A 24,415-nucleotide genomic window follows, 5' to 3' on the forward strand; every position below is an offset into this window, starting at 1 on the left:
TAAAGAAGAAATGGAAGAACCTCAGATTACAGTCGGTATCCTTTCGGGAAAAGAAATTGAATTTTCTTTTCCCGAAAGCTTCACTACTCCTGACGGCACAAAGGTTTCAGGGGCACAAAAGGCTGTTTATCAAAAAGAAAAGATATACTGGTCAGGGAAAGAATACGATGAATTGATATTCTACCCTCAGCCAAATGCCGGGATCTTCTTTGAGCTAAAGGATGTCACCATCGGCATCAATTTTCATTGGGAACGCAAAGAAGTACAACGCTTCCAGGGAGCTTTGAAAATCATTGTCGAAGGAGAGACACTGACCGCCATCAATGTAATCTCTATAGAAGATTACCTGACAAGTGTCATCTCATCAGAAATGAGTGCCACCGCCTCTTTGGAACTACTGAAAGCACATGCTGTCATTTCCAGAAGCTGGCTGATCAATAAATTGAGAGTGGAGAATGAAAAATGGAAAGCTACTATACAGCCGGACAGCGCAGCCAACTCTCCACTTTCCACTCTCAACTCTCAACTTATCAAATGGTATGATCATGAAGCGCATACGCACTTTGATGTTTGTGCGGATGATCATTGCCAGCGCTATCAGGGAACTACCCGTGCTTCTACTCCACAAGCTATCGAAGCTGTTTCAGCTACCCGTGGAGAGGTGCTGATGTATGAAGGAAAGATTTGCGATGCGCGATTCTCCAAATGTTGTGGCGGTGCAATGGAAGAGTTTCAGAATTGTTGGGAGAATGTGAGGCATCCTTATCTGACCGGTAAACGAGATTACATACCGGAATCCCATGCTTCTGATTCGGAGAAACAAATAACAGGTCCGGCAATACAGCTTCCCGATCTGACGCAGGAAGAAGAAGCGGACCGATGGATACGAACTTCTCCGGATGCTTTCTGTAATACGCAGGATAAAAAGATTCTGAGTCAGGTTCTTAATAACTACGATCAGGAAACGACTGATTTCTACCGTTGGAAAATCAGTTATAGCCAACAGGAACTAGCTGAGTTAATCCATCAACGTTCGGGAATTGATTTCGGGGAAATCATAGACTTAATCCCTGTAGAGCGAGGAACTTCCGGACGCCTGATACGATTAAAGATAGTAGGTACTTTACGGACACTGACCATCGGAAAAGAATTAGAGATCCGACGTACATTGTCGCCTTCCCATCTTTATAGTTCAGCATTCCTTGTGGATAAGGAAAAAGGAGAAGAGGGAAATGTTCCAACCCACTTTACACTGACGGGAGCCGGTTGGGGACACGGAGTAGGACTTTGTCAGATCGGTGCGGCAGTAATGGGAGAGCGAGGTTATTATTACAAAGATATTTTAGCTCACTATTATCCCGGAAGCAGACTTGAAAAACAATATGAATAACATCTGAGACTAATGCCATGATATCAACAAGAAATGCCAAGAACATAATACCAAGAAACAATCGAAATCCGTGGAGCTGGATTCCGACTCTTTATTTTGCGGAAGGACTGCCTTATGTGGCTGTGATGACGATTGCCGTTATCATGTACAAGCGCCTGGGATTGTCGAATACAGAAATAGCGCTCTATACTTCCTGGTTATATCTGCCTTGGACGATCAAACCATTATGGAGTCCTTTCGTAGATCTGGTCAAGACAAAGCGTTCCTGGATTATTGCCATGCAGGGTTTGATTGCTGCCGGTTTCGCCGGTATTGCCTTTTTTATCCCGACTCCACACTATGTGCAACTCACTCTTGCATTCTTTTGGCTGATGGCATTCAGTTCTGCCACGCATGACATTGCGGCTGACGGCTTTTATATGCTTGGCCTCAACAACAAAGAACAATCCTTCTTCGTAGGCATCAGAAACACTTGCTATCGTTTCGCCAATATCTTCGGGCAGGGAATCCTGGTTATGTTGGCAGGCTGGTTGGAAACATCGCATGGCAATGTTCCAATGGCCTGGAGCATCACTTTCTATCTGATGGCAGGATTATTCCTCGGACTGACACTATACCATCGCTTTATTCTCCCTCACCCTGCTTCAGATGTCAAAAGACCGGGGTTAACACCGGGTAAGTTACTGGAAGATTTCTTTAAGACATTCGTCACTTTCTTTGAGAAGAAAAACCTGGGACTTATGTTTTTCTTCCTGCTCACCTATCGGTTGGGAGAATCCCAACTTGCTAAAATAGCCTCTCCATTCTTATTGGATGGTGCCGAACAAGGCGGATTGGGATTATCAACCGCATCCGTCGGAGTCATTTATGGCACCATCGGCGTCGCCGCCCTACTGATAGGCGGCATCATCAGCGGTTTCCTCGTTTCCCGTGACGGTTTTAAGAAATGGATCATTCCCATGGCGCTGGCCATCAACCTCCCCGACCTTTTATATGTCTGGATGGCAGCAGCTACTCCGGACAACCTCCTGTTAATCTCCATTTGTGTAGCCATCGAACAGTTGGGATACGGCTTCGGCTTCACTGCTTATATGCTTTATCTGATTTATATTGCAGATGGTGAACACAAAACAGCTCATTATGCCATTGGAACAGGTTTTATGGCACTTGGCATGATGCTTCCGGGAATGCCGGCAGGATGGATACAGGAACATCTCGGATACACCAACTTCTTTATCTGGGTATGCGTATGCACCATTCCCGGCATCCTTGCTTCATGGATGATCCGCAATCGACTGGACAGTTCCTTCGGAAAAAAGAGATAAAATTGAATTACTTATAACTTAACACATTAAAAAGTAACAGTCATGAATGTAACAACAAGTAACAAACGCCTATTGGCACTCGATGTGATGCGGGGCATCACCATCGCGGGTATGATCTTAGTAAATACGCCCGGTTCCTGGCAACATGCGTATGCTCCCCTCAAACATGCCGAGTGGATTGGATTAACTCCTACCGATCTGGTATTCCCATTCTTTATGTTCATTATGGGAATCTCCACGTACATCTCTTTGAGAAAGTACAATTTCACCTTCAGTGTTCCCGCGGGTTTAAAAATTCTCAAACGGACCGTGATCATTTTCCTGATTGGAATTGGCATCAGCTGGCTTTCCATTCTCTGCTTCCAGCACGATCCCTTCCCTATCGACCAGATTCGCATTCTCGGAGTCATGCAACGGCTTGCTTTGGGATATGGAGTTACTGCCATAGTCGCTTTACTCATGAAGCATAAATATATACCTTATTTAATTGCTGTACTTCTCATTAGTTATTTTGCAATCCTTGCCCTCGGCAATGGATATGTCTACGACGAAACAAATATTCTTTCCATCGTCGACCGTGCAGTATTAGGACAAGCTCATATCTATGGCGGTCAGATACTTGATCCGGAAGGACTGCTTAGTACTATTTCAGCCATCGCCCACGTCCTAATCGGCTTCTGTGCCGGAAAGCTATTGATGGAAGTGAAAGATATTCATGAGAAGCTGGAACGTTTGTTCCTGATAGGTACTATCCTTACTTTCGCAGGTTTCTTACTGAGTTATGGTTCCCCTATCTGCAAGAAAGTATGGTCTCCTTCCTTCGTACTCGTAACCTGCGGTCTGGGTTCCAGTTTTCTGGCATTACTCGTATGGATCATTGACATTAAAGGTTATAAAAACTGGAGCCGTTTCTTCGAATCGTTTGGAGTAAATCCGCTATTTATTTATGTATTGGCAGATATTCTGGCGATTACGCTGGCAGTCATTCCTATGACCTACCAAGGTGAAGCGACTTCTTTACATGGCTATATTTACAGTGCACTCCTACAACCTGTCTTCGGAGATAAAGGAGGCTCACTGGTATTTGCCCTGCTTTTTGTCCTTCTCAACTGGGCAATAGGCTACATTCTATATAAAAAGAAAATATACATTAAGATATGATACTCATTGCAGACAGTGGTTCTACCAAAACAGACTGGTGTGTCGTACTGAACGGCACAGTTATCAAGCGACTTGGAACGAAAGGGATCAACCCTTTCTTCCAGTCGGAAGAAGAAATCCAACAGAAGCTGACAGCTTCCCTTCTGCCTCAACTGCCGGAAGGGAAATTCAATGCAGTTTACTTCTACGGAGCAGGTTGTACACCCGAGAAAGCTCCCGTCCTCCGACGGGCTATTGCAGACAGTCTGCCCGTTATCGGGAATATTAAAGCTAATTCGGATATGCTGGCTGCCGCCCACGGGCTATGTGGCCAGGAGGCTGGTATCGCCTGTATTTTGGGGACGGGGTCCAATTCTTGTTTTTACAATGGAAAAGAGATCGTCAGTAACATCTCTCCTCTCGGATTTATTTTGGGAGATGAAGGTAGCGGTGCCGTACTTGGAAAACTGCTGGTAGGAGATATTCTGAAAAATCAACTTCCTGCCACCTTGAAAGAAGAGTTTCTGAAGCAGTTCGATCTGACGCCTCCCGAAATCATCGACCGGGTTTATCGCCAGCCCTTTCCCAATCGTTTTTTGGCCAGTCTCTCTCCTTTTATCGCACAGCATTTGGAAGAACCGGCTATCCGCCAATTAGTTATGAACAGCTTTATAGCTTTCTTTCGCAGGAATGTGATGCAGTATGATTACAAGCAATATCCGGTACACTTCATCGGATCGATAGCCTACTGTTACAAAGAGATTCTACAGGATGCTGCCCGACAAACAGGTATTCAGATAGGTAAGATTCTCCAAAGTCCGATGGAAGGATTGATTCAATATCATAGCCAATTATCATTCCATCCTTAATAATAGAAGAACATTCTAAAGACTAAAAGCACAAATTATACTTCAATCTTTTAATGCCACGCAGTTATGTAAAGAATGATAACCATTTATTGACCCGTGTTCAGGGCCAGTCCGTAAAACACTGATTCTCAACAGATAAAAAACATCTAGAATTTCTTTAAAAGAAAAGATCTGTTGGTTTTAAAGGAACGGTGTCTTGGTTTTAAAGGAACGACCCGTTGGTTTAAAACCAACGGGATCATTCTTTCTTCATATTCTCAATACAATGGGCTAAGCGGTTGATTCTGTAAAATAAATTATCTACATTTCTACCAAGATACGGAATACCTTTCCCGGATCAGCTGCCCATTCTTTCATTGCCTCCAAAGCATCTTCCGGTTTTGCAATCTTTGAGATCAGTTCTTCTACCGGACACTTACCTTCTTTCATATAGTTGATTACCGCACGGAAATCAGCAGGCAATGCATTTCTGGAACCACGAATATCCAGTTCTTTCTGGACGAAATACTTGGTCTGAAAAGCGACTTCTTTTTTGGCGTAGCCAATACAAACCACACGACCGGTAAAGCCAACTTCATCCACAGCCATTACATAAGTCACAGGACTGCCGACAGCTTCAATCACGACATCAGCTCCAAACCCTGCGGTGATTTCCTGTATCCGCTCATGTACATTCTCTGTTTTAGAGTTTACTGCGTAAGACGCTCCCACTCTTTTGGCCAGTACCAGTTTTTCATCATCCAGATCGACCGCAATCACCGTCGCTCCTCTCAAGGCAGCACGTACAATAGCGCCAATCCCAATCATACCACAGCCAATCACCATCACATACTCATTATCGATGACCTGAGCACGGGAAACAGCATGAAATCCTACACTCATCGGCTCAATCAGAGCACAGTCACGGGATGAGATATTACCTGCCGGGATAATCTTCGTCCAAGGAAGCACGGCGTATTCGCACATCACTCCATTCCGTTGTACGCCTAATGTCTCATTATGCTCGCAGGCATTGACACGCCCGTTACGGCACGAAGCACATTTACCACAATTGGTATATGGGTTCAATGTTACATTCATCCCTTTCTCAAAGCCAGCCGGAACATCCGGACCGATCTCTTCAATCACTGCTCCTACTTCATGCCCCGGTATTACAGGGAGTTTCACCATCGGGTTACGCCCCAGAAAAGTGTTTAAATCGGAGCCACAGAAGCCGACATACTTGATTCTTACCAATACTTCACCGACACCGACGGCCGGCTTTTCCAGTTCAACCACCTTCATTTCGGAGGGGTTGACAATTTGAACTGCTTTCATTTTATTTGTTTGAGATAAATTTATTAATCAATTACTTTATAGCCCTTCCAACCGTAATAGGCACAAAACGCAAAACAAATCATCGGTATGCCATAAGCGACATAATAAATATGTTCATTAACGTGCATGAAGTACGCTGTCAACTGAGGAAGACAGGCATTACCGACAATTGCCATTACCAAAAAGGCCGAACCGCTCTTTGTCTGATTTCCGAGTCCTTTCAGTGCCAAAGAGAACTGTGTAGGATACATGATAGACATAAAGAAAGAGATGGCGAGCATCGCATACAGTCCGATCATTCCTCCCCATAGCATCACGACACCACACAAAAGGATATTCATCAAAGCATACACCAGCAACATATCCTGCGGACGGAACTTGACCATCAATCCCGTACCAATCCAGCGCCCTAGCAAGAAGGCCAGCATGTACAGTCCAAAGAAAGTGGTAGCCGTATCTTCCGGCAAACCGGCATAGGTGCAGCAGTAAACGAGAAACAGACTGTTGATAGCTGTTTGCCCACCATTATAAAAGAACTGCGCGATGACTCCCCAACGTAAATGCGAGCGTTTCAGCACATCGAAATCAATCAGTTTTTCTTTCTTTCCGGATGCAGGTTCCGCTCCTTCATCTCCAATCTTCGGCAATTTTGAGAAAACAAATACGACCGCTATCGCAAGAAGCAACAGAGCCAATATCAGATAAGGAAGTTTCATCGCATCCGTTTCCAGTTGTATATAAGCCTGCCAGCCTCCCGGATAATCAACAGGAAGCGTCTCGCGTGTATAATGGGTACCGCTTAGAATCAGCTTGCTCAGAAACATCGCTGCGATAAAAGCGCCTAGTCCATTGAAGGATTGCGCCAGATTCAATCGGCGCGGAGCCGTTTCGGGAGCTCCCAGCACGGTGACATAAGGATTGGCGGCTGTCTCCAGAAAACACATTCCGGTAGCGATAATGAAGAAGATGCAGAGATAAGCCCAATATTCTTTCAGCATGGCAGCAGGAAAAAACAGCAATCCGCCGACAGCTGCCAGCAACAGCCCGAAGATGATTCCCGCCTTATAGCTATAACGCTTCATGAACATAGCCATCGGGATAGGGAAAATAAAGTAAGCCAGCCAATAAGCGGTCTCCGTAAAAGAGGCCTCGAAAGTGTTCAGTTCACAGGTTTTCATCAACTGCCGGATCATTGTGGGAAGCAGATTGCTGCTGATCGCCCACAAGAAGAAAAGGCTGAAAACCAGTGCGAGAGGAATGGTATATGTATTCTTTTTCATGTGTACAGTGATTGTTTAGCGGTATAGTGGCTGTTTCCTTTCTATTCCGACATATTTTTAATGTACGGGAGTTCCGGAAGTTCTGCAAACCCGTAGAATTTCCGCGCATTCCCGCCCAGGAATAACGTTTTCTCCACTTCCGACAATTCCAGGGATTTCACCACAAAGTCATAAGACATCTTATAAGTAATGGCTGTTATCGTGCGCGGATAGTCCGAGCCCCACATCAGTTTCTCCATACCAACCAGTTCTGCGGCTTCACGAATAGCCTTTATGGCACCTTTAAACGGATAAAACTCGTCATTGAACAGCCATGTGATACCACCGGACTCAATCATCACATTCGGATGACGTGCCAACTTAATCTGCTCCTTCCAATCCGGAAGAGTAACCATCCCGAAATGGCCGACGGCAATCTTCAATCGAGGACATTCCTGAATAATCTCTTCCATCTCCGGAACCTGTATCGCCCCCTCTGCCAAGTCGACTGACAAGATCACTCCCCGCTCTTCCATCCACCGGAACATCTGCATCATTTCAGGACAGTTCAACATTACCCGTCCCTCTTTCAGAAGTAAGCGCTGGGCAGGAATCTTAATCGCTTTAAATCCCTTCCCGATCAGTTCTTTCGCCTGTCCCAGATAGCCCGGCTTGCGAAACTCACACATTCCGCAAACAAAGAAACGGTCCGGATAGCGTGAAACAACCTCCATCAGATAATCGTTCTGAATGCCGTCTATAAATTCTTGTGTAATAACCGCAGCCGAGACTTGGGCATAATCCATATTGGACAGAAAAACTTCCGCACTATTCACCCCGTCAATCATAAAAGGAGGAACCATCTGCCGAATCTCCCCCATAAACAGGGAGCGTCCGTTCTCTAAAGTACGGATAGGAAAACCATCGACCACCGTATCTTGGCGAAGCCACAGATGGGCATGCGCATCAATAATCGTATAATCCATAGAATCGACCGTTTTTTTAAGAGTTTGCCCAACTTACACGCTGCTGTTCTCCGATAATTTCCCGCACTTCACGCACGAGTTCCCAATCGATCGATTCTTCAATAAAGCCGATATTTTTCTTCACATTCTCCGGATTAGTGGTGCTGAACAGGGTAGTCGCAATCTTTGGATTACTCACCGAGAATTGCATAGCGAGCTTTTCTATCGGATAATTCTTTGCTTTACAATGCTCCATCGCTTTGCGACAGGCATCTACCAATGGCTTGGGAGCCGGATGCCAGACCGGAACACCACGTTCGCTCAGCAAGCCCATCGAGAGAGGAGAAGCATTGATGACACCGATTTCTTTCGATTCGAAATAGTCAAGGAAGTCAGCCAATTTATCATCGCACAGACAATAGTGACAGAAGCTAAGAACAGATTCAATAGTTCCGCTTGGCGAACGGTCTATCACCCATTTCAAGTTTTCGAGCTGCAAGTCAGTGATTCCGACATGTCCTACCACTCCTTTCTCACGCAGTTCGACCAAAGCAGGCAATGTCTCATTAACCACCTGATTCAGGTCGGCAAACTCAATATCATGCACATTGATCAAATCGATGAAGTCAATATTCAGACGTTCCATACTTTCATATACACTCTCCGTCGCACGCTTTGCCGAGTAGTCCCATGTATTGACTCCGTCTTTGCCATAGCGTCCGACTTTCGTAGAAAGATAATAACGGTCGCGAGGAATATCCTTCAGCGCTTTGCCTAGAACAGTCTCTGCCTTATAATGTCCGTAATAAGGGGAAACATCGATAAAGTTCATTCCGGCTTCGATGGCTGTAAACACAGCCTGAATGCCTTCTTTTTCTTTTAAATCATGGAAAACTCCTCCCAGAGAGGAAGCTCCGAAGCTGAGAGACGATACTTTCATCCCTGTCTTTCCGATTTCATGGTATTGCATACGTATAGGGTTTTAAATTATTTTGTATGCGACAAAAGTAAGGGGTGAACCCTTCTCAACGGACAAGAGAGGGGCGAAAAAGCTACGTAACGGTTTACGTAAAAAATCTTTCTTTAAATGCGGAGATTTATCAGGGAATATGCTTTCTTTGCAGATAAATCTAAGTTGGAGACCTTCAGATGGAAAACCGGAAACATACTTCACTCAAAGACCTCGCCCAAGCATTAGGCGTATCCATCCCTACTGTATCCCGAGCGCTGAAAGACAGCCCGGAAATCAGCCGTGAACTTTGCGCCAAAGCCAAGAAGCTGGCCAAAGAGATGAATTATCGTCCCAATCCTTTCGCTATGAGTCTGCGAAAGAATGCGCCGCGCATCATCGGAGTGATCGTTCCGGATATTGTCACTCATTTCTTTGCCTCCATTCTGAACGGGATAGAGAACATGGCGATCGATAACGGATATTTCGTCATTATCACGACATCGCACGAGTCTTTCGAGCATGAAAAAAGGAATATAGAGAATCTGGTCAATATGCGGGTAGAGGGGATTATCGCCTGCCTGTCTCAGGAAACAACTGACTTTTCTCATTTTGCTGCATTGAAAGAGATCAATATGCCGCTGATTCTGTTCGACCGTGTTTGCCTGACCGATCAATTCTCGTCAGTAATAGCAGACGGAGCACAATCCGCACAAATGGCTACCCAGCATCTGCTGGACAATGGAAGTAAACGGGTGGCTTTTATCGGCGGTGCCAATCATCTGGATATTGTAAAAAGAAGGAAGCATGGTTATCTGGAAGCCTTGCGCGATAACCGGATTCCGATTGAAAAGGAATTAGTTGTCTGCCGGAAAATTGATTATGAGGAAGGACAGATTGCTACGGAAACATTATTATCTCTCCCCCAGCCTCCCGATGCCATCCTTGCCATGAATGACACATTGGCTTTTGCCGCTATGGAAGTAATCAAAAGGCACGGACTTCGTATTCCCGACGATATCGCCATCATCGGATACACGGATGAGCAGCACGCCAATTATGTGGAACCCAAGCTATCTGCCGTATCGCATCAGACTTATAAGATGGGGGAAACAGCCTGTCAACTGCTGATTGATCAGATTAAGGGAGACAGGACGGTCAAGCAAGTGGTGATTCCGACACATTTGCAGATAAGGGAGAGCAGCATAAAAGAAAAATAAGTCCTGTATTTTATATCATTTACTTTTTACCGTTGATTTTTTATCCTCCTAATTAACTATATTTCATTTAGAAATAGTTATTTTTGTAGAAACAAACACTTTATGAAATCAAACTACACAATCTTTTTAATAGTACTATTCATTACATTAAATGCATGTCATAAATCTGATATTATCCCTCAACTCCAATTAGCAGATTCATTAATGCTTAGTAAACCTGATAGTGCTTTAAACTTATTAAGAAGTTTTTCTATTCAAGAAATACCCAGTAAATCAGCTAAAGCAATGTATGCATTGCTCTTAACACAAGCTTTAGATAAAAATTACATTCAACATCAAAATGACTCTATAATATCGATAGCAATCGACTACTATAAAAATAAAGATAACAACAATTTAAAAGCTAAATCATATTTTTATCTTGGAAGGGTATACCAAGATAATGAAGAATATGTAAAAGCAACAGAGGCGTATTTAACAGTTCTGAAATCTACCCCGACTGATAAAACCTTTATATTACAGGTTTACAATAATTTAGCGATGTGCTACGAAAATCAAGAATTTTATATTCAGGCAATAAAAACATATAAAGAATCTTATTCTACTGCTGAACTATTAAAAGATAAATATGGTATTCTTCATGCGACGCGAGGCTTAGGTAACATTTATGCAATACAAGACGATGAAGACAGCGCACTAACTTATTATCAAACATCCTTAGCCATAGCACAATCTATCAATGATTCCATATGGCAGACTGCCATATTATGTGATATAGCAAAAGTTTATGATAATTTAGGAATGCATATAGAAGCAAAAAAGAATATAGAACATGCATTAAAATATGCACCTTATAATACAAGTTTTTCTTCCATTTACTTTTGGAAAGGGATTATTTTACGCAATTTGGAAGAAACAGACTCTGCTATTTGTTATTTATCCAAAGCTAAAATCAATGCAGATATCTATGCAAAAGCATCTATCTACCAAACATTATACGAAATAGATAAAAAAAGAAAAAAATATGAGCAAGCTATTTTATACAATGATACAGCATTAGTTTATTATGATTCTATACAAAAGATGGTTCATCATACAGAGATTAATAGTCTCATAAAAAAACACTCTACAGAAATGTATGAACAGCGCGTAGAAAGTCAGTACCAAAAAGATAAAGCAGTATTAATCATTTGCATATTATTGACAATATCCTTTGCCATATTTATACTAATGTACATCAGCAACCGCAATAAAATAAAATACATATATCTACAGCAACTTCTTATGAAAAACCAAACAGAAAAAGCTGTATTAAAAGAAGAAATTAAAACAATATCACACACTAACAAAATTAACGAACAAAAGTACATAGATATAGTAAATAAAAGATTTGAATTATGGCATCAAAGCCTTCAAACATGTGTACGTCTATTCAAAACCACCACATCCTATAAGAAAATACAATTAATTGAAACATCTAAAATAAAAAGAGAAAAAGGAGTATCCCAAGAAGATATTTCATTAATTTATCAAGAAATAAATGAAGTTTTCACGGAAGCAATGCAGGAGCTTCTTAACCAATATCCAAATCTAACGCAGGAAGATCTCTATTACTGTATACTTAATTATCTTCAACTTTCTAATGATACTATCAAAAAATGTATGAGGGTTGAAAGTCAATATGCGCTCAACCAAAGAAAGTATCGCATAAGAAAGCAACTATCCAATCAAACTTTCTCTGTAATATTTGATCTTAAAAACGATAAAAGATAGTCCTGCAAAAGAAAGTGTTATCATTATCTCATTTTTGTTATATCAAAAACGCAACACCCTGATTATCAAGATCGATTATCTTTCATATTGTTATTTCATGTTATTGTTCCGCATACGCAAACATCGTAATTTTGCAACAAACCAATAACATAAAATCAATATGAAACGAAATCTACTTTTATTCTCTCTTATGGTTATTTGTTCAAATCTTATCTTTGCAATGCCATTAGATACAAGAAAACAAATCAAGATGAAGGTCAGAGTAAAGATAGAGCACCGCTCTGCAAATTTACCATCTCCTGTACAAGCCTATGTAAATAACTCATTATTAGAAATAGAATTCGAACATCCTAGCAATGATGTAACAATACTCATAATTAATTCAACTACCGGTGAAACAGTTTACTATGAAAAAACAACATCTTTCGAGAAAATCAAATTCATCAACTTAGATAAACACTACAAAACTACAGAATATACTCTTAAAGTATCCTCTCCTTTATGGGTAGCTGTAGGAGTAATTTCCATAGAATAATAAAGTTATGAAACGTACCAAATATTCTATATTTATCATACTGTTTGCATTACTTTGTCCTTCATGCAACTCTAGAAAAAAATCATCACATAATGACAGAGAGATAATTGCAGAATTAGGAGAAGAAGTACTTTATACTGATGAATTAAATACGATCATTAAACAAGAACTCTTTGACGAACTAAACAAAATTTATGAAATAAAGAAGAAGGCAGTTGAGCAATTAATAAACGTTAAGTTACTACAGAAAGAGGCTGATAAAAAACAACTATCTTATCAGCAATATATTGATAATTATACAGATAATCAAATCCAGCGATTGGGAATAGATTCTCTTTCAAAACGTTATAATCTGAAATCAATTATAGAATTTCGTGATGCTAATATGTATAATGTAGCCACAAACTCTCCCACTGGAAAGATATCAGGATTATATCGCTTGAAAGGATTTATTATAGATAATTTGCTGGATTCTTTAAAACAAAATAAAAGAATAGTGCAATATATTTATCCTCCTAAAAGTCCATCCATTGATTTAAGCAATCTGCACACTTATTATAGAGGAAATCTTCAATCAAAAGTATCTATTATCATTATATCTGATTTTGATTGCGAATCTTGTATTAATGCTCACAATCTATATGAAACAATATATCAAAAATACAAAGAAAAAGTCAAATTTGGCTATATCCACTATTCGGCAACACCAACTTTTGCCCAAATAGCAAGTGAAGCAGCCAATAGACAAAATAAGTTTTGGGAATTCCATGACTCATTATACACGCATAAAGGATACATAGATTCAATAACTGTATATAATATAGCACATAGTACATCCATGGATATTAACAAATTCAAGAAAGATATTGAAGATGATGCAGGGAAAAAATTAATTGAAAAATCGATAAATCAATTAGTACTACTCGGTGTTTATGCAACCCCAACAATTATCGTAAATGGACGTTTGATTGTTAATTCCAACTCAAAACGAGAGATTTGTCATCTTATTGACGAAGAACTATCAAAATAATTTTTATTTATCCACATTTATTAAAAACTGTATTATGAAAAAAGTTACTTTTTTTTGTTTCAGCATTTTATTAGCTTCTTGTTCTCTAAATGAAGAAGAAAGAGCGATGAGTGCAAGTGAAAACACACAATTATCTGACGAACTAGAAAGTGTAGTTGCTGATTACGAATTAACATTAAAAGGATATTCTTTTGATGAGTTAAACAAAGAGAAAGATGAATTAACTCCTACTACACAAGAAGAAACATGCGCGGAACCCGAATTAATCAAGGCTATCCAAGATTCATTAAACAAACTAATCTTAGCTTATGACAGTAAAACACGAACTGACACAAGAGCTTATGGCGGAAATGCCCCCAAAGTTGGAGTATTTAAGTATGGTACTTGCAGTGGTAATCGAGAATTTGTATACCGAATGGACTGTGAAGATGGAGGAGATACACATGCAACCGGCAATGTTGGTTCTACAACCGTTGATGGAAATGTAAGATTTAGATTTTGCTTAGTAGATCCAGGTAATTATGGTGGAGGTACTCTGATTTTATATGATTATGTATGGAATATCAATGAAGGTGATGTAGATCTTGTAAAGAGATATCATGACAATGAGGATCATAAAAATAAAAACAGCTTAGAGGATAACGGAGGTTTAGTATCCACTGGTTTATCTAATTTCGGGCATAATACAACTCTTTACTGGAGATTTAGTGACAAGCCTGCACAAAAATTAGGCTTTCAACATGGAGTTTTAAGAAAAGCTAGTTCAACACCTATTCCTAATGCAATAAACAGCATATACATAGACGACGAAAATGGAAAGAACGGAAATGAAGCTATCTTGTGGACATATAGAGCTATCAAGAATGGTCCAACAGGACCTCTTGTTCCACAAATATCTAGTCGTAATTTAAACGGTGAAACATTTAGGGGCATTACGACAGGCAATAACACAACTTATTATATCGATATAATGAACTTATAATATGCTGTTTCCAGACAAGTTCCTCAATATTGAAAATTATTAGATCACTCTCCAATAAAAATTCCCTTTATTTTAGTATAATTCTCAATAGAATCAACTAAAATAAAGGGAATTTTAATATTTTAAGTACGCCGATTACAAGGACTACTAAATTTCTATCCTACCAAACTTTACTTGTAATCAGCTCATAAACATACTTATTTTCAACAATCTAATAATCTGAAACTACCGATTCCAGTTTTATATCAAAGACCAAAACAGAATATCCGGGCATACCATCCCGGTCACTAGTTCCATATCCCATATCCCAAGGTAAATAAACAGTCCATCTCTCTCCTGTCCTCATCCTCTGCAATGTTTCGATCCATCCATCCACTGGTATAATATGAGGAGGATTAGACATTGAAATAGGATTCACCCAGAATTCTGTTGGAGAATCAAAGTCCCCAGGATCTTTTCCGGTAAAGTTCTGATCAAACACCTCACCTGTATAATAAGATCCACGATAATACGCTGATACAACATTCGGTATTACAGGACGTCTCCCCTCGTCATTTTTCACCGTTCTCTTATAGAAAATCTTCATTCCCGGATCCGTAAAAGGTACAAAGAATTCCAATTCAGGATCAGTTTTTGCATCATACACCTGCTGCAAAGAATCTAAAAAGGCCTCGTTACGCGCCCGCCAATTGGCAAACTTTCCCTCTTCTTCGGTTTCGCTACAAGAAACAAAAGCCAAAGCCAGTAATACTAAGGAGAATAAATAGATTTTTTTACTCATTCGTTAATGGTTTATTGTAAAGTTTTCAATAATGAGGTGATGCTCACTCTGTCTGCGATGATATTATTCAGTTCAGAGATAGCTACACGTTCTTGCTGCATCGTATCACGATTACGCAATGTTACACAGTTATCTTCCAGTGTCTGATGGTCTACAGTCACGCAGAACGGAGTACCGATGGCATCCTGACGACGATAACGCTTGCCGATACTGTCTTTTTCGTCATATTGGCAGTGGAAATGGAACTTCAGAGCATCGATGATCTCACGGGCCTTTTCAGGCAGACCGTCTTTCTTGATCAACGGCATAACAGCCAGTTTCACCGGAGCAAGGGCAGCAGGCAATTTCAGCACAACACGGCTTTCTCCGTTTTCCAGTTGCTCTTCGCAATAAGCAGCGCTCATGATGCTCAGGAACATACGGTCTACACCGATAGAAGTTTCAATCACATACGGAGTGTATGATTCATTCAATTCCGGATCGAAGTATTTGATGCTCTTGCCGGAGAATTTCTCATGCTGAGACAAGTCGAAGTTCGTACGGGAGTGGATACCTTCCACTTCTTTGAAACCGAATGGCATCAGGAACTCGATATCTGTTGCAGCATTGGCATAATGAGCCAATTTATCGTGGTCGTGATAGCGGTAGCTGGCATCACCGAAGCCCAGCGCTTTATGCCATTTCAGACGAATCTCCTTCCATTTCTTGAACCAATCCAGTTCCGTTCCCGGTTTTACAAAGAACTGCATCTCCATCTGTTCGAACTCACGCATACGGAAGATGAACTGACGGGCAACAATCTCATTACGGAAAGCCTTACCAATCTGGGCAATACCGAAAGGTACTTTCATACGACCGGTTTTCTGCACATTCAGATAGTTTACAAAGATACCCTGTGCCGTTTCCGGACGAAGATAAATCTTCATGGCACCGTCTGAAGTCGATCCCATTTCTGTAGAGAACATCAGGTTGAACTGACGAACTTCCGTCCAGTTCTTAGTACCGGAAATAGGACATACGATCTCTTCATCAACAATGATCTGACGAAGTTCATCCAGATTATTATCATTCAGTGCTTTTGAGAAACGAGTGTGAAGTGCATCACGCTTAGCCTGATGTTCCAACACACGTCCGTTGGTAGAACGGAATTGAGCCTCATCGAATGATTCACCAAACTTCTTGGCGGCTTTTGCTACTTCTTTATTGATTTTATCGTCATATTTAGCCAACTGATCTTCGATCAATACGTCAGCACGATAACGTTTTTTAGAATCCTTATTGTCAATCAAAGGGTCATTGAATGCGTCCACGTGTCCGGAAGCCTTCCAGATGGTAGGGTGCATAAAGATGGCAGAGTCGATACCGACAATGTTTTCGTGCAACAGCACCATGCTGTCCCACCAATATTTTTTAATGTTGTTTTTCAATTCAACGCCCATCTGACCGTAGTCATATACTGCGCCTAGTCCGTCGTAGATATCGCTTGAAGGAAATACGAAGCCGTACTCTTTACAGTGCGATACAAGTTTCTTAAAAACGTCTTCTTGTGCCATTTTCTTTTCTATATCTATTAATTTGAATTACCTTTTTTCGTAAAAAGTGCCACAAAGATAGGCATTTATCTCATAAATAAGACAGGGAGGGTATTAATTTATCTTATTCTTCTGTTTGTTCCTGCTCCTGATCTGCTTTCTTCATCTCTTTAGTCAACATACTTTCGGGCATATAATATTTAAAAGGAATGCGCATACACTTTGTTTTCTTCATGCGGTCACGAAGTGCACTGTTTGCCACAAAATAAACGCGGGATACCGATACTTGTCCCGGTGTCACTTGTTCGGGACGTTCAAAACCAGGACTGGTCAAAGCAGTCTGGAATGTACCCAGCCCATCAATCGTCACAGACTGTCCCATAGAAAGCAAATAGCGGATGGCATCCGCTACTTCCACCAATATGCCTTCAACCTGACCACGGTGGAAACCTCCCCGCAGCTCCACCACTTGGGCTAGTTCTTTGTTCTGTACTCCGCCTCTATCCTGTATTTTACTTGGTACACCATACCATAACTCTTTTCTTTCTCCGGACGTCAAGTCCGCTTTCTTTCTTACTACATAAGGGATTGCCATGTCTTATACTCCTTTCTTGTTTCGTTTATATTTTCATTCTGTACGACACCCGGGTGTCAGCACGTATGACACCCGGGTGTCGTACAGCACGAGCCCCGGGTGTCATACATATCTTCTTCGCAACAAAGTTAGACTATTATAGAAAGAAAACAAACTAATATTTATATATTTGTTTCCATAAACTTTAATATACCCGCACACACTATGATAAAAATACTACTGCTGATCGATTATTCCAGTGAATTTGACAGAAAATTGCTCCGCGGACTTGTACAATATTCCAAAGAAAACGGACCTTGGCTTTTCTATCGGCTTCCATCCTATTACAGCGGCATGTATGGAGAAAAAGGTATTCTCAAATGGGCAAAAGAATGGAAAGCTGACGCCATCATCGGACAATGGAACAATGACACCGTCAATCTACTGAAAGAACTGAATATTCCGATTGTATTGCAGAATTATCACCATAGAAGCACTACTTACTCCAATCTGACGGGCGACTACAAAGGAACGGGCAGAATGGCCGCCCAATTCTTCGCCAAGCGGATGTTCCACAACTTTGCTTATTTCGGCATAAACGGAGTTGTCTGGTCTGACGAACGTTGCGAAGGCTTCCGTCAGGAAGTTAAACGGATAGGCGGCAACTTTTATTGTTTCGAATCCGATAAGCATGAAGACGAAATCAGAATAGAAGTAAGCCAATGGCTGCAAGAGCTTCCTAAACCCATAGCGTTGTTCTGCTGCGACGACTCACACGCACTATTCATTTCGGAAACCTGCAAGATAAGTAACATACACATACCGGAAGAAATCTCCCTGTTAGGAGTCGACAATGATGACTTGATCTGCAATATTTCCGATCCTCCCATCTCCTCCATAGAACTGGAAGTAGAAAGAGGAGGATATTCCATAGGCAGGCTCATTCATCAACAAATCAAAAAGGAACATGAAGGGACCTTCAATATCGTCATCAACCCTATCCGCATAGAATTGCGGCAATCCACAGAAAAGCATAATATAAAGGACCCTTACATTCTCGAAGTTGTAAAATACATAGAGAGTCATTACAATTCCGACCTGACCATAGAGTCTTTGCTGGCACAGATTCCGCTCTCACGCAGAAATTTTGAAGTGAAATTCAAAAATGCGATGCATACTTCCATCTATCAGTATATCTTAAACTGCCGGGTCAACCATCTGGCCGATTTACTTCTTACTACAGATCGTTCATTGGCAGACATTGCAACGGAAGCCGGATTCAAAGACTATAATAATATCTCCCGGATTTTCAAAAAGTTCAAAGGATGTTCCCCTTTGGAATATCGGGAGAAAAAAATCACGAACAGATAAAAAATAAATTATTCGTTTTTCGAATATAGCTTTTCGTTTTTAGTACCGGAGGCATTACTAAAGTGGCATATCTTTGTTCGGTAAATGTTAACTCTCAAAGTCAATCAACAACTTATGGAGCAAAAGAAAATCGTGCTATTCATCCTGATCACTCATCTGGCAGCATTTCTAGCAGGATGCAGCGGAAACAAAAATAGCGGAAATAATGACTCCTCTGATCTATGGAATAAGTTATCGAGCTACTTCCGCCCGCCCGCAGAATACGAAAATGTATATGGGAATTTTCGCTCTCCTTTATTATATTATAATGGGAATACAGTCAGAACCGTTGAAGACTGGCAAAGACGACGAACTGAAATCAAGGACAGATGGATGAGCCTGTTAGGACAATGGCCGCCTGTCATTACCGGACAAACATTTGAAATTCTGGATACTCTCCACCGTGAAAACTTCATGCAATACCGTGTCCGCTTCTACTGGACTCCCAACGAACAGACTGAAGGTTATTTGCTGGTTCCGGACAAAGAAGGCAAAAAGCCTGCCGTTATCACTACATTTTATGAACCCGAAACGGCTATCGGATTGGGTGGAAAACCTTATAGAGACTTTGCATATCAATTGACGAAAAGAGGATTTGTCACATTATCAATAGGAACAACGAAGACCACAGAGAATCAGACATATTCCATTTATTACCCCACCATTGAAAATGCAACTCTCCAACCACTTTCAGCATTAGCTTATGCAGCCGCAAATGCATGGGAAGTATTAGCCAAAGTACAGGACGTCGATTCTACAAGAATAGGCATCACAGGGCATTCTTATGGTGGGAAGTGGGCAATGTTTGCCTCATGCCTATACGAAAAGTTCGCTTGTGCGGCATGGGGAGACCCCGGAATTGTATTCGACGAAACAAAAGAGGGATATATCAATTACTGGGAACCCTGGTATTTGGGATATTATCCGCCACCATGGGAAAATACATGGAGCAAAAATGGGCATGATTATGCTAAAGGCATTTATCCGAAGCTCCGCAAAGAAGGATATGATTTGCATGAATTGCATACGCTGATGGCACCTCGCCCATTTCTTGTTTCCGGAGGATACTCTGACGGAACAGACCGGTGGATAGCGCTAAACCATACAATAGCGGTCAACCGGCTCTTAGGATACCGTAATAATGTCGCGATGAGCAACAGAGTCAATCATGACCCAACCCCTGAATCAAACGAAATTATATATGATTTTTTTAAATGGTACTTGCATTCAGCAAATAAATCTACCAAAGAGTAGAAAGATGCGTTTTTTGAATACACTTTTTCGTTTTTTTGCGCAAAAAATCAACTCTGGATGCCTAACTTTGTTCTATCAATTCATCCAAGTAACCTAAATTACTTGACTAAAATGATTAGCCTATGAAAAATATACACTAGAAAACATAAAATGCCCCATCTGCGAATGGGGCAATATTAATGCCATATTAATAAAACTAATCATAAATTATCGCCCAATTAATAAATAACACAATAATAAATTCATAATTAATAAATTAAAAGTGCTGGCTCAAAGGAATTAATAAAGCTAGCAGATGATTCCGAGTTAGTAATAAATATTAAACTATTAAAAATTCAATAGGTTAAATATATACTAAAAAGAGTAGAAACTAAAAAAAGTAAACTATGGAAGCGAATAATCGCAGAGATTTCTTAAAGAAAGCCGCATTAGCGGGAGCCTCCGCCCTAATGGCTCCCACACTACTGGCCGCTGAAGGCAAAGATGGAAGTGAATTCGTTCTCTCTCCGAGCAAAAGGACGGACAGCAAATTAATTGTACCGAAGAATAATGGTCTGAAAATCACAGGCACTTTTCTAGATGAAATATCTCACGATATTCCACACCAGAACTGGGGAGAAAAAGAATGGGATCTCGACTTTCAGCACATGAAAAGGATTGGTATCGATACCGTTATTATGATCCGTTCCGGATATCGCAAGTTCATCACTTATCCGTCCAAATATCTATTAGGAAAAGGATGCTATATGCCTTCCGTGGATTTAGTAGATATGTACTTACGACTGGCTGAAAAATATAACATGAAGTTTTATTTTGGGCTGTATGACACCGGTCATTATTGGGATACACGTGATATGTCGTGGGAAGTGGAATATAATAAATATGTGATTGACGAAGTATGGAATACTTACGGTGAAAAGTATAAGAGTTTCGGAGGCTGGTATATTAGCACGGAAATCAGCCGCAATACCAAAGGAGCTATCGGTGCATTTCATACCATGGGTAAACAATGCAAAGATGTATCGAATGGCCTCCCTACTTTTATATCCCCTTGGATTGATGGTAAAAAGGCAGTCATGGGAACCGGAAAAATGACAAGGGAGGATGCTGTATCCGTAGAACAACATGAGAGAGAATGGAATGAAATTTTTGATGGTATACACGATGTAGTAGACGCTTGTGCTTTTCAAGACGGACACATTGACTACGACGAACTGGATGCTTTTTTCACTGTGAACAAGAAACTGGCAGACAAATACGGAATGCAATGTTGGACAAACGCGGAAACATTCGACCGCGATATGCCCATCCGGTTCCTGCCGATCAAATTCGACAAACTCCGCATGAAACTGGAAGCGGCAAAACGTGCCGGATATGATAAAGCAATCACTTTTGAGTTTTCTCACTTTTTAAGTCCGCAATCAGCTTATCTGCAGGCAGGACATTTATATGACAGATACAGAGAATACTTTGAAATCAAATAAACTATATGAAAACAACAATTAATCTGGGTTATATCATATTCCTTTCAGTCGTTGCTGCTTTAGGAGGCTTTCTGTTCGGTTATGACACAGCTGTCATATCCGGCACAATAGCTCAGGTGACACATCTGTTTCAGTTGGACACCTTGCAACAAGGATGGTATGTAGGATGCGCATTGATCGGATCGATTGTCGGTGTTCTCTTTTCCGGAATATTGAGCGACAGCATCGGACGTAAAAGAACAATGATACTTTCTGCCATTCTGTTTTCTACATCAGCAATCGGCTGTGCTTTTTGCATTGACTTTAACCAGTTAGTTGTTTATAGAATCATAGGTGGCATCGGAATTGGTGTTGTTTCTATTGTATCTCCTCTTTACATTTCCGAAGTTTCCGTCGCACAATTCAGAGGCAGGATGGTCTCCCTGTATCAACTGGCCGTAACTGTCGGTTTTCTAGGAGCTTATCTTGTCAACTACCAGTTATTGGCATATTCAGAGAGTGGAAACCACTTACCTATCGCCTGGTTAGAAAAAATAGTAGTTACAGAAGTGTGGAGAGGTATGTTAGGCATGGAGACATTACCAGCCGTAATATTCTTTATTATTATCTTTTTCATACCCGAAAGCCCCAGATGGCTGATAGTAAAAGGACAAGAAAGGAAAGCCACTTATATTCTGGAAAAGATCTACAATTCATTTAAAGAGGCTGATTTCCAGCTAAACGAGACAAAATCCGTCCTTGTTTCCGAGACCCGTTCAGAATGGTCTATCCTTCTGAAACCAGGTATTCTGAAAGCAGTCATTATCGGTGTATGTATTGCTATTCTGGGACAGTTCATGGGGGTTAATGCAGTTCTTTACTACGGGCCTTCCATTTTTGAGAATGCCGGTCTTTCAGGAGGGGATTCTCTGTTCTATCAGGTTCTTGTAGGACTTGTGAATACACTGACCACTATCCTGGCACTTCTCATCATTGACAAAGTAGGACGCAAGAAACTGATATATTATGGGGTATCCGGAATGGTCGTTTCATTGATACTCATTGGCAGTTATTTCCTCTTCGGAAATGCCTGGAATATTTCCAGCCTGTTTCTGTTAGCCTTCTTTCTGTGTTATGTTTTTTGTTGCGCCATTTCCATTTGCGCTGTGATATTCGTACTTCTCTCTGAGATGTACCCTACCAAAATACGCGGATTAGCAATGTCCATTGCCGGATTCGCTCTTTGGATCGGTACCTATCTGATCGGACAGCTAACCCCCTGGATGCTCCAGAATCTTACTCCAGCCGGAACATTCTTCCTGTTCGCCATCATGTGTGTACCGTATATGCTCATTGTCTGGAAACTCGTACCGGAAACTACCGGAAAGTCTCTGGAGGAGATTGAAAGATACTGGACCCGTTCGGAACGGTAAAATAGACCTTATTAAATAAAAAACTAACAATTATGGATTTAAAAAAATTAGCAAACCAATACAAAGACGAACTACTGAATAATGTTCTTCCATTCTGGTTAGAGCATTCTCAGGATCACGAATTCGGTGGCTATTTCACTTGTCTGGATCGTGAAGGCAACGTATTCGATACAGATAAATTTATTTGGCTGCAAGGACGCGAAGTTTGGTTATTCTCAATGCTTTACAATAAAGTTGAGAAAAAACAGGAATGGCTGGATTGCGCTATTCAAGGCGGTGAATTTCTAAAAAAATACGGACATGATGGAAACTATCATTGGTATTTTTCTTTGGATCGGGCAGGTAATCCTCTGGTAGAACCATACAACATCTTTTCCTATACATTTGCTACAATGGCTTTCGGGCAACTCAGTCTGGCTACAGGCAATCAGGAATATGCTGACATTGCAAAGAAAACGTTCGATATTATTCTCTCAAAGGCAGATAATCCGAAAGGTAAATGGAACAAAATCCATCCGGGCACACGTAATCTGAAAAATTTCGCCCTCCCGATGATCCTTTGTAATCTGGCACTTGAAATAGAACACCTGTTGGACAAAGAGTATCTGAAAAAAACAATAGAGACTTGTATCCATGAAGTGATGGAAGTGTTCTATCGCCCGGAGCTAGGAGGAATTATTGTTGAAAATATAGGAGTGGACGGCAATCTCGTAGACTGTTTTGAAGGACGGCAAGTGACTCCCGGACACGACATCGAAGCCATGTGGTTTATTATGGATTTAGGAAAACGCCTGAATCGCCCTGATCTAATCGAAAAGGCAAAAAATGTAACCTTGACGATGATTAACTACGGATGGGACAAAGAATATGGTGGCATCTACTATTTTATGGACCGCAAAGGTTGCCCTCCCCAACAACTGGAATGGGACCAAAAACTTTGGTGGGTACACATTGAAACACTTATTTCCCTACTAAAAGGTTACCAATTGACAGGTGACAAACAATGTATGGAGTGGTTCGAGAAAATACATGAGTATGTATGGACGCACTTCAAAGATGCTCAATATCCTGAATGGTTCGGTTACTTAAACCGCCAGGGAGAAGTACTTCTGCCACTTAAAGGAGGCAAATGGAAAGGCTGTTTCCATGTCCCCAGGGGCTTATATCAATGCTGGAAAGTACTAGAAGAATTACAATAAATCTAATACCCAAAA

General features: G+C 41.0%; 21 protein-coding genes. 14 read left to right on the plus strand and 7 right to left on the minus strand.

Annotated elements, in window-relative coordinates:
• Window positions 1-10: 10 nt before the first annotated feature.
• Genes KTR07_RS19260 through KTR07_RS19275 form a run of 4 tightly spaced genes read left to right on the plus strand, consistent with a single transcriptional unit; the run spans window position 11 to window position 4,724 of the window.
• Window positions 11-1,390, plus strand: a complete 1,380-nt coding sequence (locus KTR07_RS19260) for a SpoIID/LytB domain-containing protein (RefSeq protein WP_113747875.1) — start codon at window positions 11-13, stop codon at window positions 1,388-1,390.
• Window positions 1,391-1,407: 17 nt separating this feature from the next.
• Complete coding sequence (locus KTR07_RS19265; protein ID WP_008762567.1) at window positions 1,408-2,715, plus strand: AmpG family muropeptide MFS transporter; 1,308 nt, start codon at window positions 1,408-1,410, stop codon at window positions 2,713-2,715.
• A gap of 42 nt (window positions 2,716-2,757) precedes the next feature.
• Window positions 2,758-3,876, plus strand: coding sequence for an acyltransferase family protein (locus tag KTR07_RS19270; RefSeq protein ID WP_008762566.1), 1,119 nt, complete (start codon window positions 2,758-2,760; stop codon window positions 3,874-3,876).
• The gene (locus tag KTR07_RS19275; RefSeq protein ID WP_048696295.1) at window positions 3,873-4,724 is read left to right on the plus strand and encodes an ATPase; all 852 of its coding nucleotides are present in this window, start codon (window positions 3,873-3,875) and stop codon (window positions 4,722-4,724) included. Before KTR07_RS19270 ends, KTR07_RS19275 begins: the two co-directional genes overlap by 4 nt.
• 300 nt (window positions 4,725-5,024) lie before the next feature.
• On the opposite strand, the gene KTR07_RS19280 is transcribed toward KTR07_RS19275, so the two are convergent.
• The 4 genes from KTR07_RS19280 to KTR07_RS19295 are packed head-to-tail and all read right to left on the minus strand — an operon-like array spanning window position 5,025 to window position 9,235.
• On the minus strand, window positions 5,025-6,041 hold the full coding sequence (locus KTR07_RS19280; protein ID WP_048696296.1) for a zinc-binding alcohol dehydrogenase family protein: 1,017 nt from the start codon (window positions 6,039-6,041) through the stop codon (window positions 5,025-5,027).
• A gap of 23 nt (window positions 6,042-6,064) precedes the next feature.
• Window positions 6,065-7,321 (minus strand): L-fucose:H+ symporter permease, encoded by a 1,257-nt coding sequence (gene fucP / locus KTR07_RS19285; RefSeq protein WP_217315478.1) that lies wholly within the window; start codon window positions 7,319-7,321, stop codon window positions 6,065-6,067.
• Between the two features lie 41 nt (window positions 7,322-7,362).
• Window positions 7,363-8,286 (minus strand): amidohydrolase, encoded by a 924-nt coding sequence (locus KTR07_RS19290; RefSeq protein WP_048696298.1) that lies wholly within the window; start codon window positions 8,284-8,286, stop codon window positions 7,363-7,365.
• Window positions 8,287-8,302: 16 nt separating this feature from the next.
• The gene (locus KTR07_RS19295; protein ID WP_048696299.1) at window positions 8,303-9,235 is read right to left on the minus strand and encodes an aldo/keto reductase; all 933 of its coding nucleotides are present in this window, start codon (window positions 9,233-9,235) and stop codon (window positions 8,303-8,305) included.
• 179 nt (window positions 9,236-9,414) lie between these two features.
• On the opposite strand from KTR07_RS19295, the gene KTR07_RS19300 reads away from it, so the two are divergent.
• The 5 genes from KTR07_RS19300 to KTR07_RS19320 all read left to right on the plus strand — a co-directional run bounded on the left by KTR07_RS19300 (window position 9,415) and on the right by KTR07_RS19320 (window position 14,754).
• Window positions 9,415-10,434 (plus strand): LacI family DNA-binding transcriptional regulator, encoded by a 1,020-nt coding sequence (locus KTR07_RS19300; protein WP_048696301.1) that lies wholly within the window; start codon window positions 9,415-9,417, stop codon window positions 10,432-10,434.
• 102 nt (window positions 10,435-10,536) lie between these two features.
• Window positions 10,537-12,207, plus strand: coding sequence for a lipopolysaccharide assembly protein LapB (locus KTR07_RS19305; RefSeq protein WP_048696303.1), 1,671 nt, complete (start codon window positions 10,537-10,539; stop codon window positions 12,205-12,207).
• A 160-nt stretch (window positions 12,208-12,367) separates the two neighbouring features.
• Window positions 12,368-12,742 (plus strand): DUF3244 domain-containing protein, encoded by a 375-nt coding sequence (locus KTR07_RS19310; protein ID WP_048696304.1) that lies wholly within the window; start codon window positions 12,368-12,370, stop codon window positions 12,740-12,742.
• A 7-nt stretch (window positions 12,743-12,749) separates the two neighbouring features.
• Window positions 12,750-13,772, plus strand: a complete 1,023-nt coding sequence (locus KTR07_RS19315; protein WP_048696306.1) for a thioredoxin domain-containing protein — start codon at window positions 12,750-12,752, stop codon at window positions 13,770-13,772.
• Between the two features lie 34 nt (window positions 13,773-13,806).
• Window positions 13,807-14,754: a hypothetical protein gene (locus KTR07_RS19320; RefSeq protein WP_048696308.1), complete on the plus strand. Its 948-nt coding sequence runs from the start codon at window positions 13,807-13,809 to the stop codon at window positions 14,752-14,754.
• Between the two features lie 211 nt (window positions 14,755-14,965).
• Here the strand turns inward: KTR07_RS19320 and KTR07_RS19325 are convergent, their stop codons facing one another.
• From KTR07_RS19325 to KTR07_RS19335, 3 genes are all read right to left on the minus strand, one after another.
• Window positions 14,966-15,535 carry an FKBP-type peptidyl-prolyl cis-trans isomerase gene (locus KTR07_RS19325; RefSeq protein WP_048696309.1) on the minus strand — a complete coding sequence of 190 codons (570 nt, stop codon included), beginning with the start codon at window positions 15,533-15,535 and terminating at the stop codon, window positions 14,966-14,968.
• Between the two features lie 11 nt (window positions 15,536-15,546).
• A complete protein-coding gene (locus tag KTR07_RS19330; RefSeq protein ID WP_008762559.1) occupies window positions 15,547-17,088 on the minus strand; it encodes a glycine--tRNA ligase in 1,542 nt (513 codons plus the stop codon).
• A 103-nt stretch (window positions 17,089-17,191) separates the two neighbouring features.
• Window positions 17,192-17,662, minus strand: coding sequence for an HU family DNA-binding protein (locus KTR07_RS19335; protein WP_008762558.1), 471 nt, complete (start codon window positions 17,660-17,662; stop codon window positions 17,192-17,194).
• Window positions 17,663-17,866: 204 nt separating this feature from the next.
• On the opposite strand from KTR07_RS19335, the gene KTR07_RS19340 reads away from it, so the two are divergent.
• The 5 genes from KTR07_RS19340 to KTR07_RS19360 all read left to right on the plus strand — a co-directional run bounded on the left by KTR07_RS19340 (window position 17,867) and on the right by KTR07_RS19360 (window position 24,400).
• A complete protein-coding gene (locus KTR07_RS19340; RefSeq protein WP_008767092.1) occupies window positions 17,867-19,012 on the plus strand; it encodes a DNA-binding transcriptional regulator in 1,146 nt (381 codons plus the stop codon).
• Window positions 19,013-19,126: 114 nt separating this feature from the next.
• On the plus strand, window positions 19,127-20,305 hold the full coding sequence (locus tag KTR07_RS19345; RefSeq protein WP_117981107.1) for a prolyl oligopeptidase family serine peptidase: 1,179 nt from the start codon (window positions 19,127-19,129) through the stop codon (window positions 20,303-20,305).
• Window positions 20,306-20,691: 386 nt separating this feature from the next.
• Window positions 20,692-21,789, plus strand: a complete 1,098-nt coding sequence (locus KTR07_RS19350) for a DUF4434 domain-containing protein (RefSeq protein ID WP_008762555.1) — start codon at window positions 20,692-20,694, stop codon at window positions 21,787-21,789.
• A gap of 5 nt (window positions 21,790-21,794) precedes the next feature.
• A complete protein-coding gene (locus KTR07_RS19355; protein ID WP_016269728.1) occupies window positions 21,795-23,201 on the plus strand; it encodes a sugar porter family MFS transporter in 1,407 nt (468 codons plus the stop codon).
• A 32-nt stretch (window positions 23,202-23,233) separates the two neighbouring features.
• On the plus strand, window positions 23,234-24,400 hold the full coding sequence (locus KTR07_RS19360; protein ID WP_016269727.1) for an AGE family epimerase/isomerase: 1,167 nt from the start codon (window positions 23,234-23,236) through the stop codon (window positions 24,398-24,400).
• Window positions 24,401-24,415 lie beyond the last annotated feature (15 nt).

Source organism: Bacteroides sp. MSK.20.82 (assembly GCF_019052485.1).
Lineage (GTDB): Bacteria > Bacteroidota > Bacteroidia > Bacteroidales > Bacteroidaceae > Bacteroides > Bacteroides thetaiotaomicron.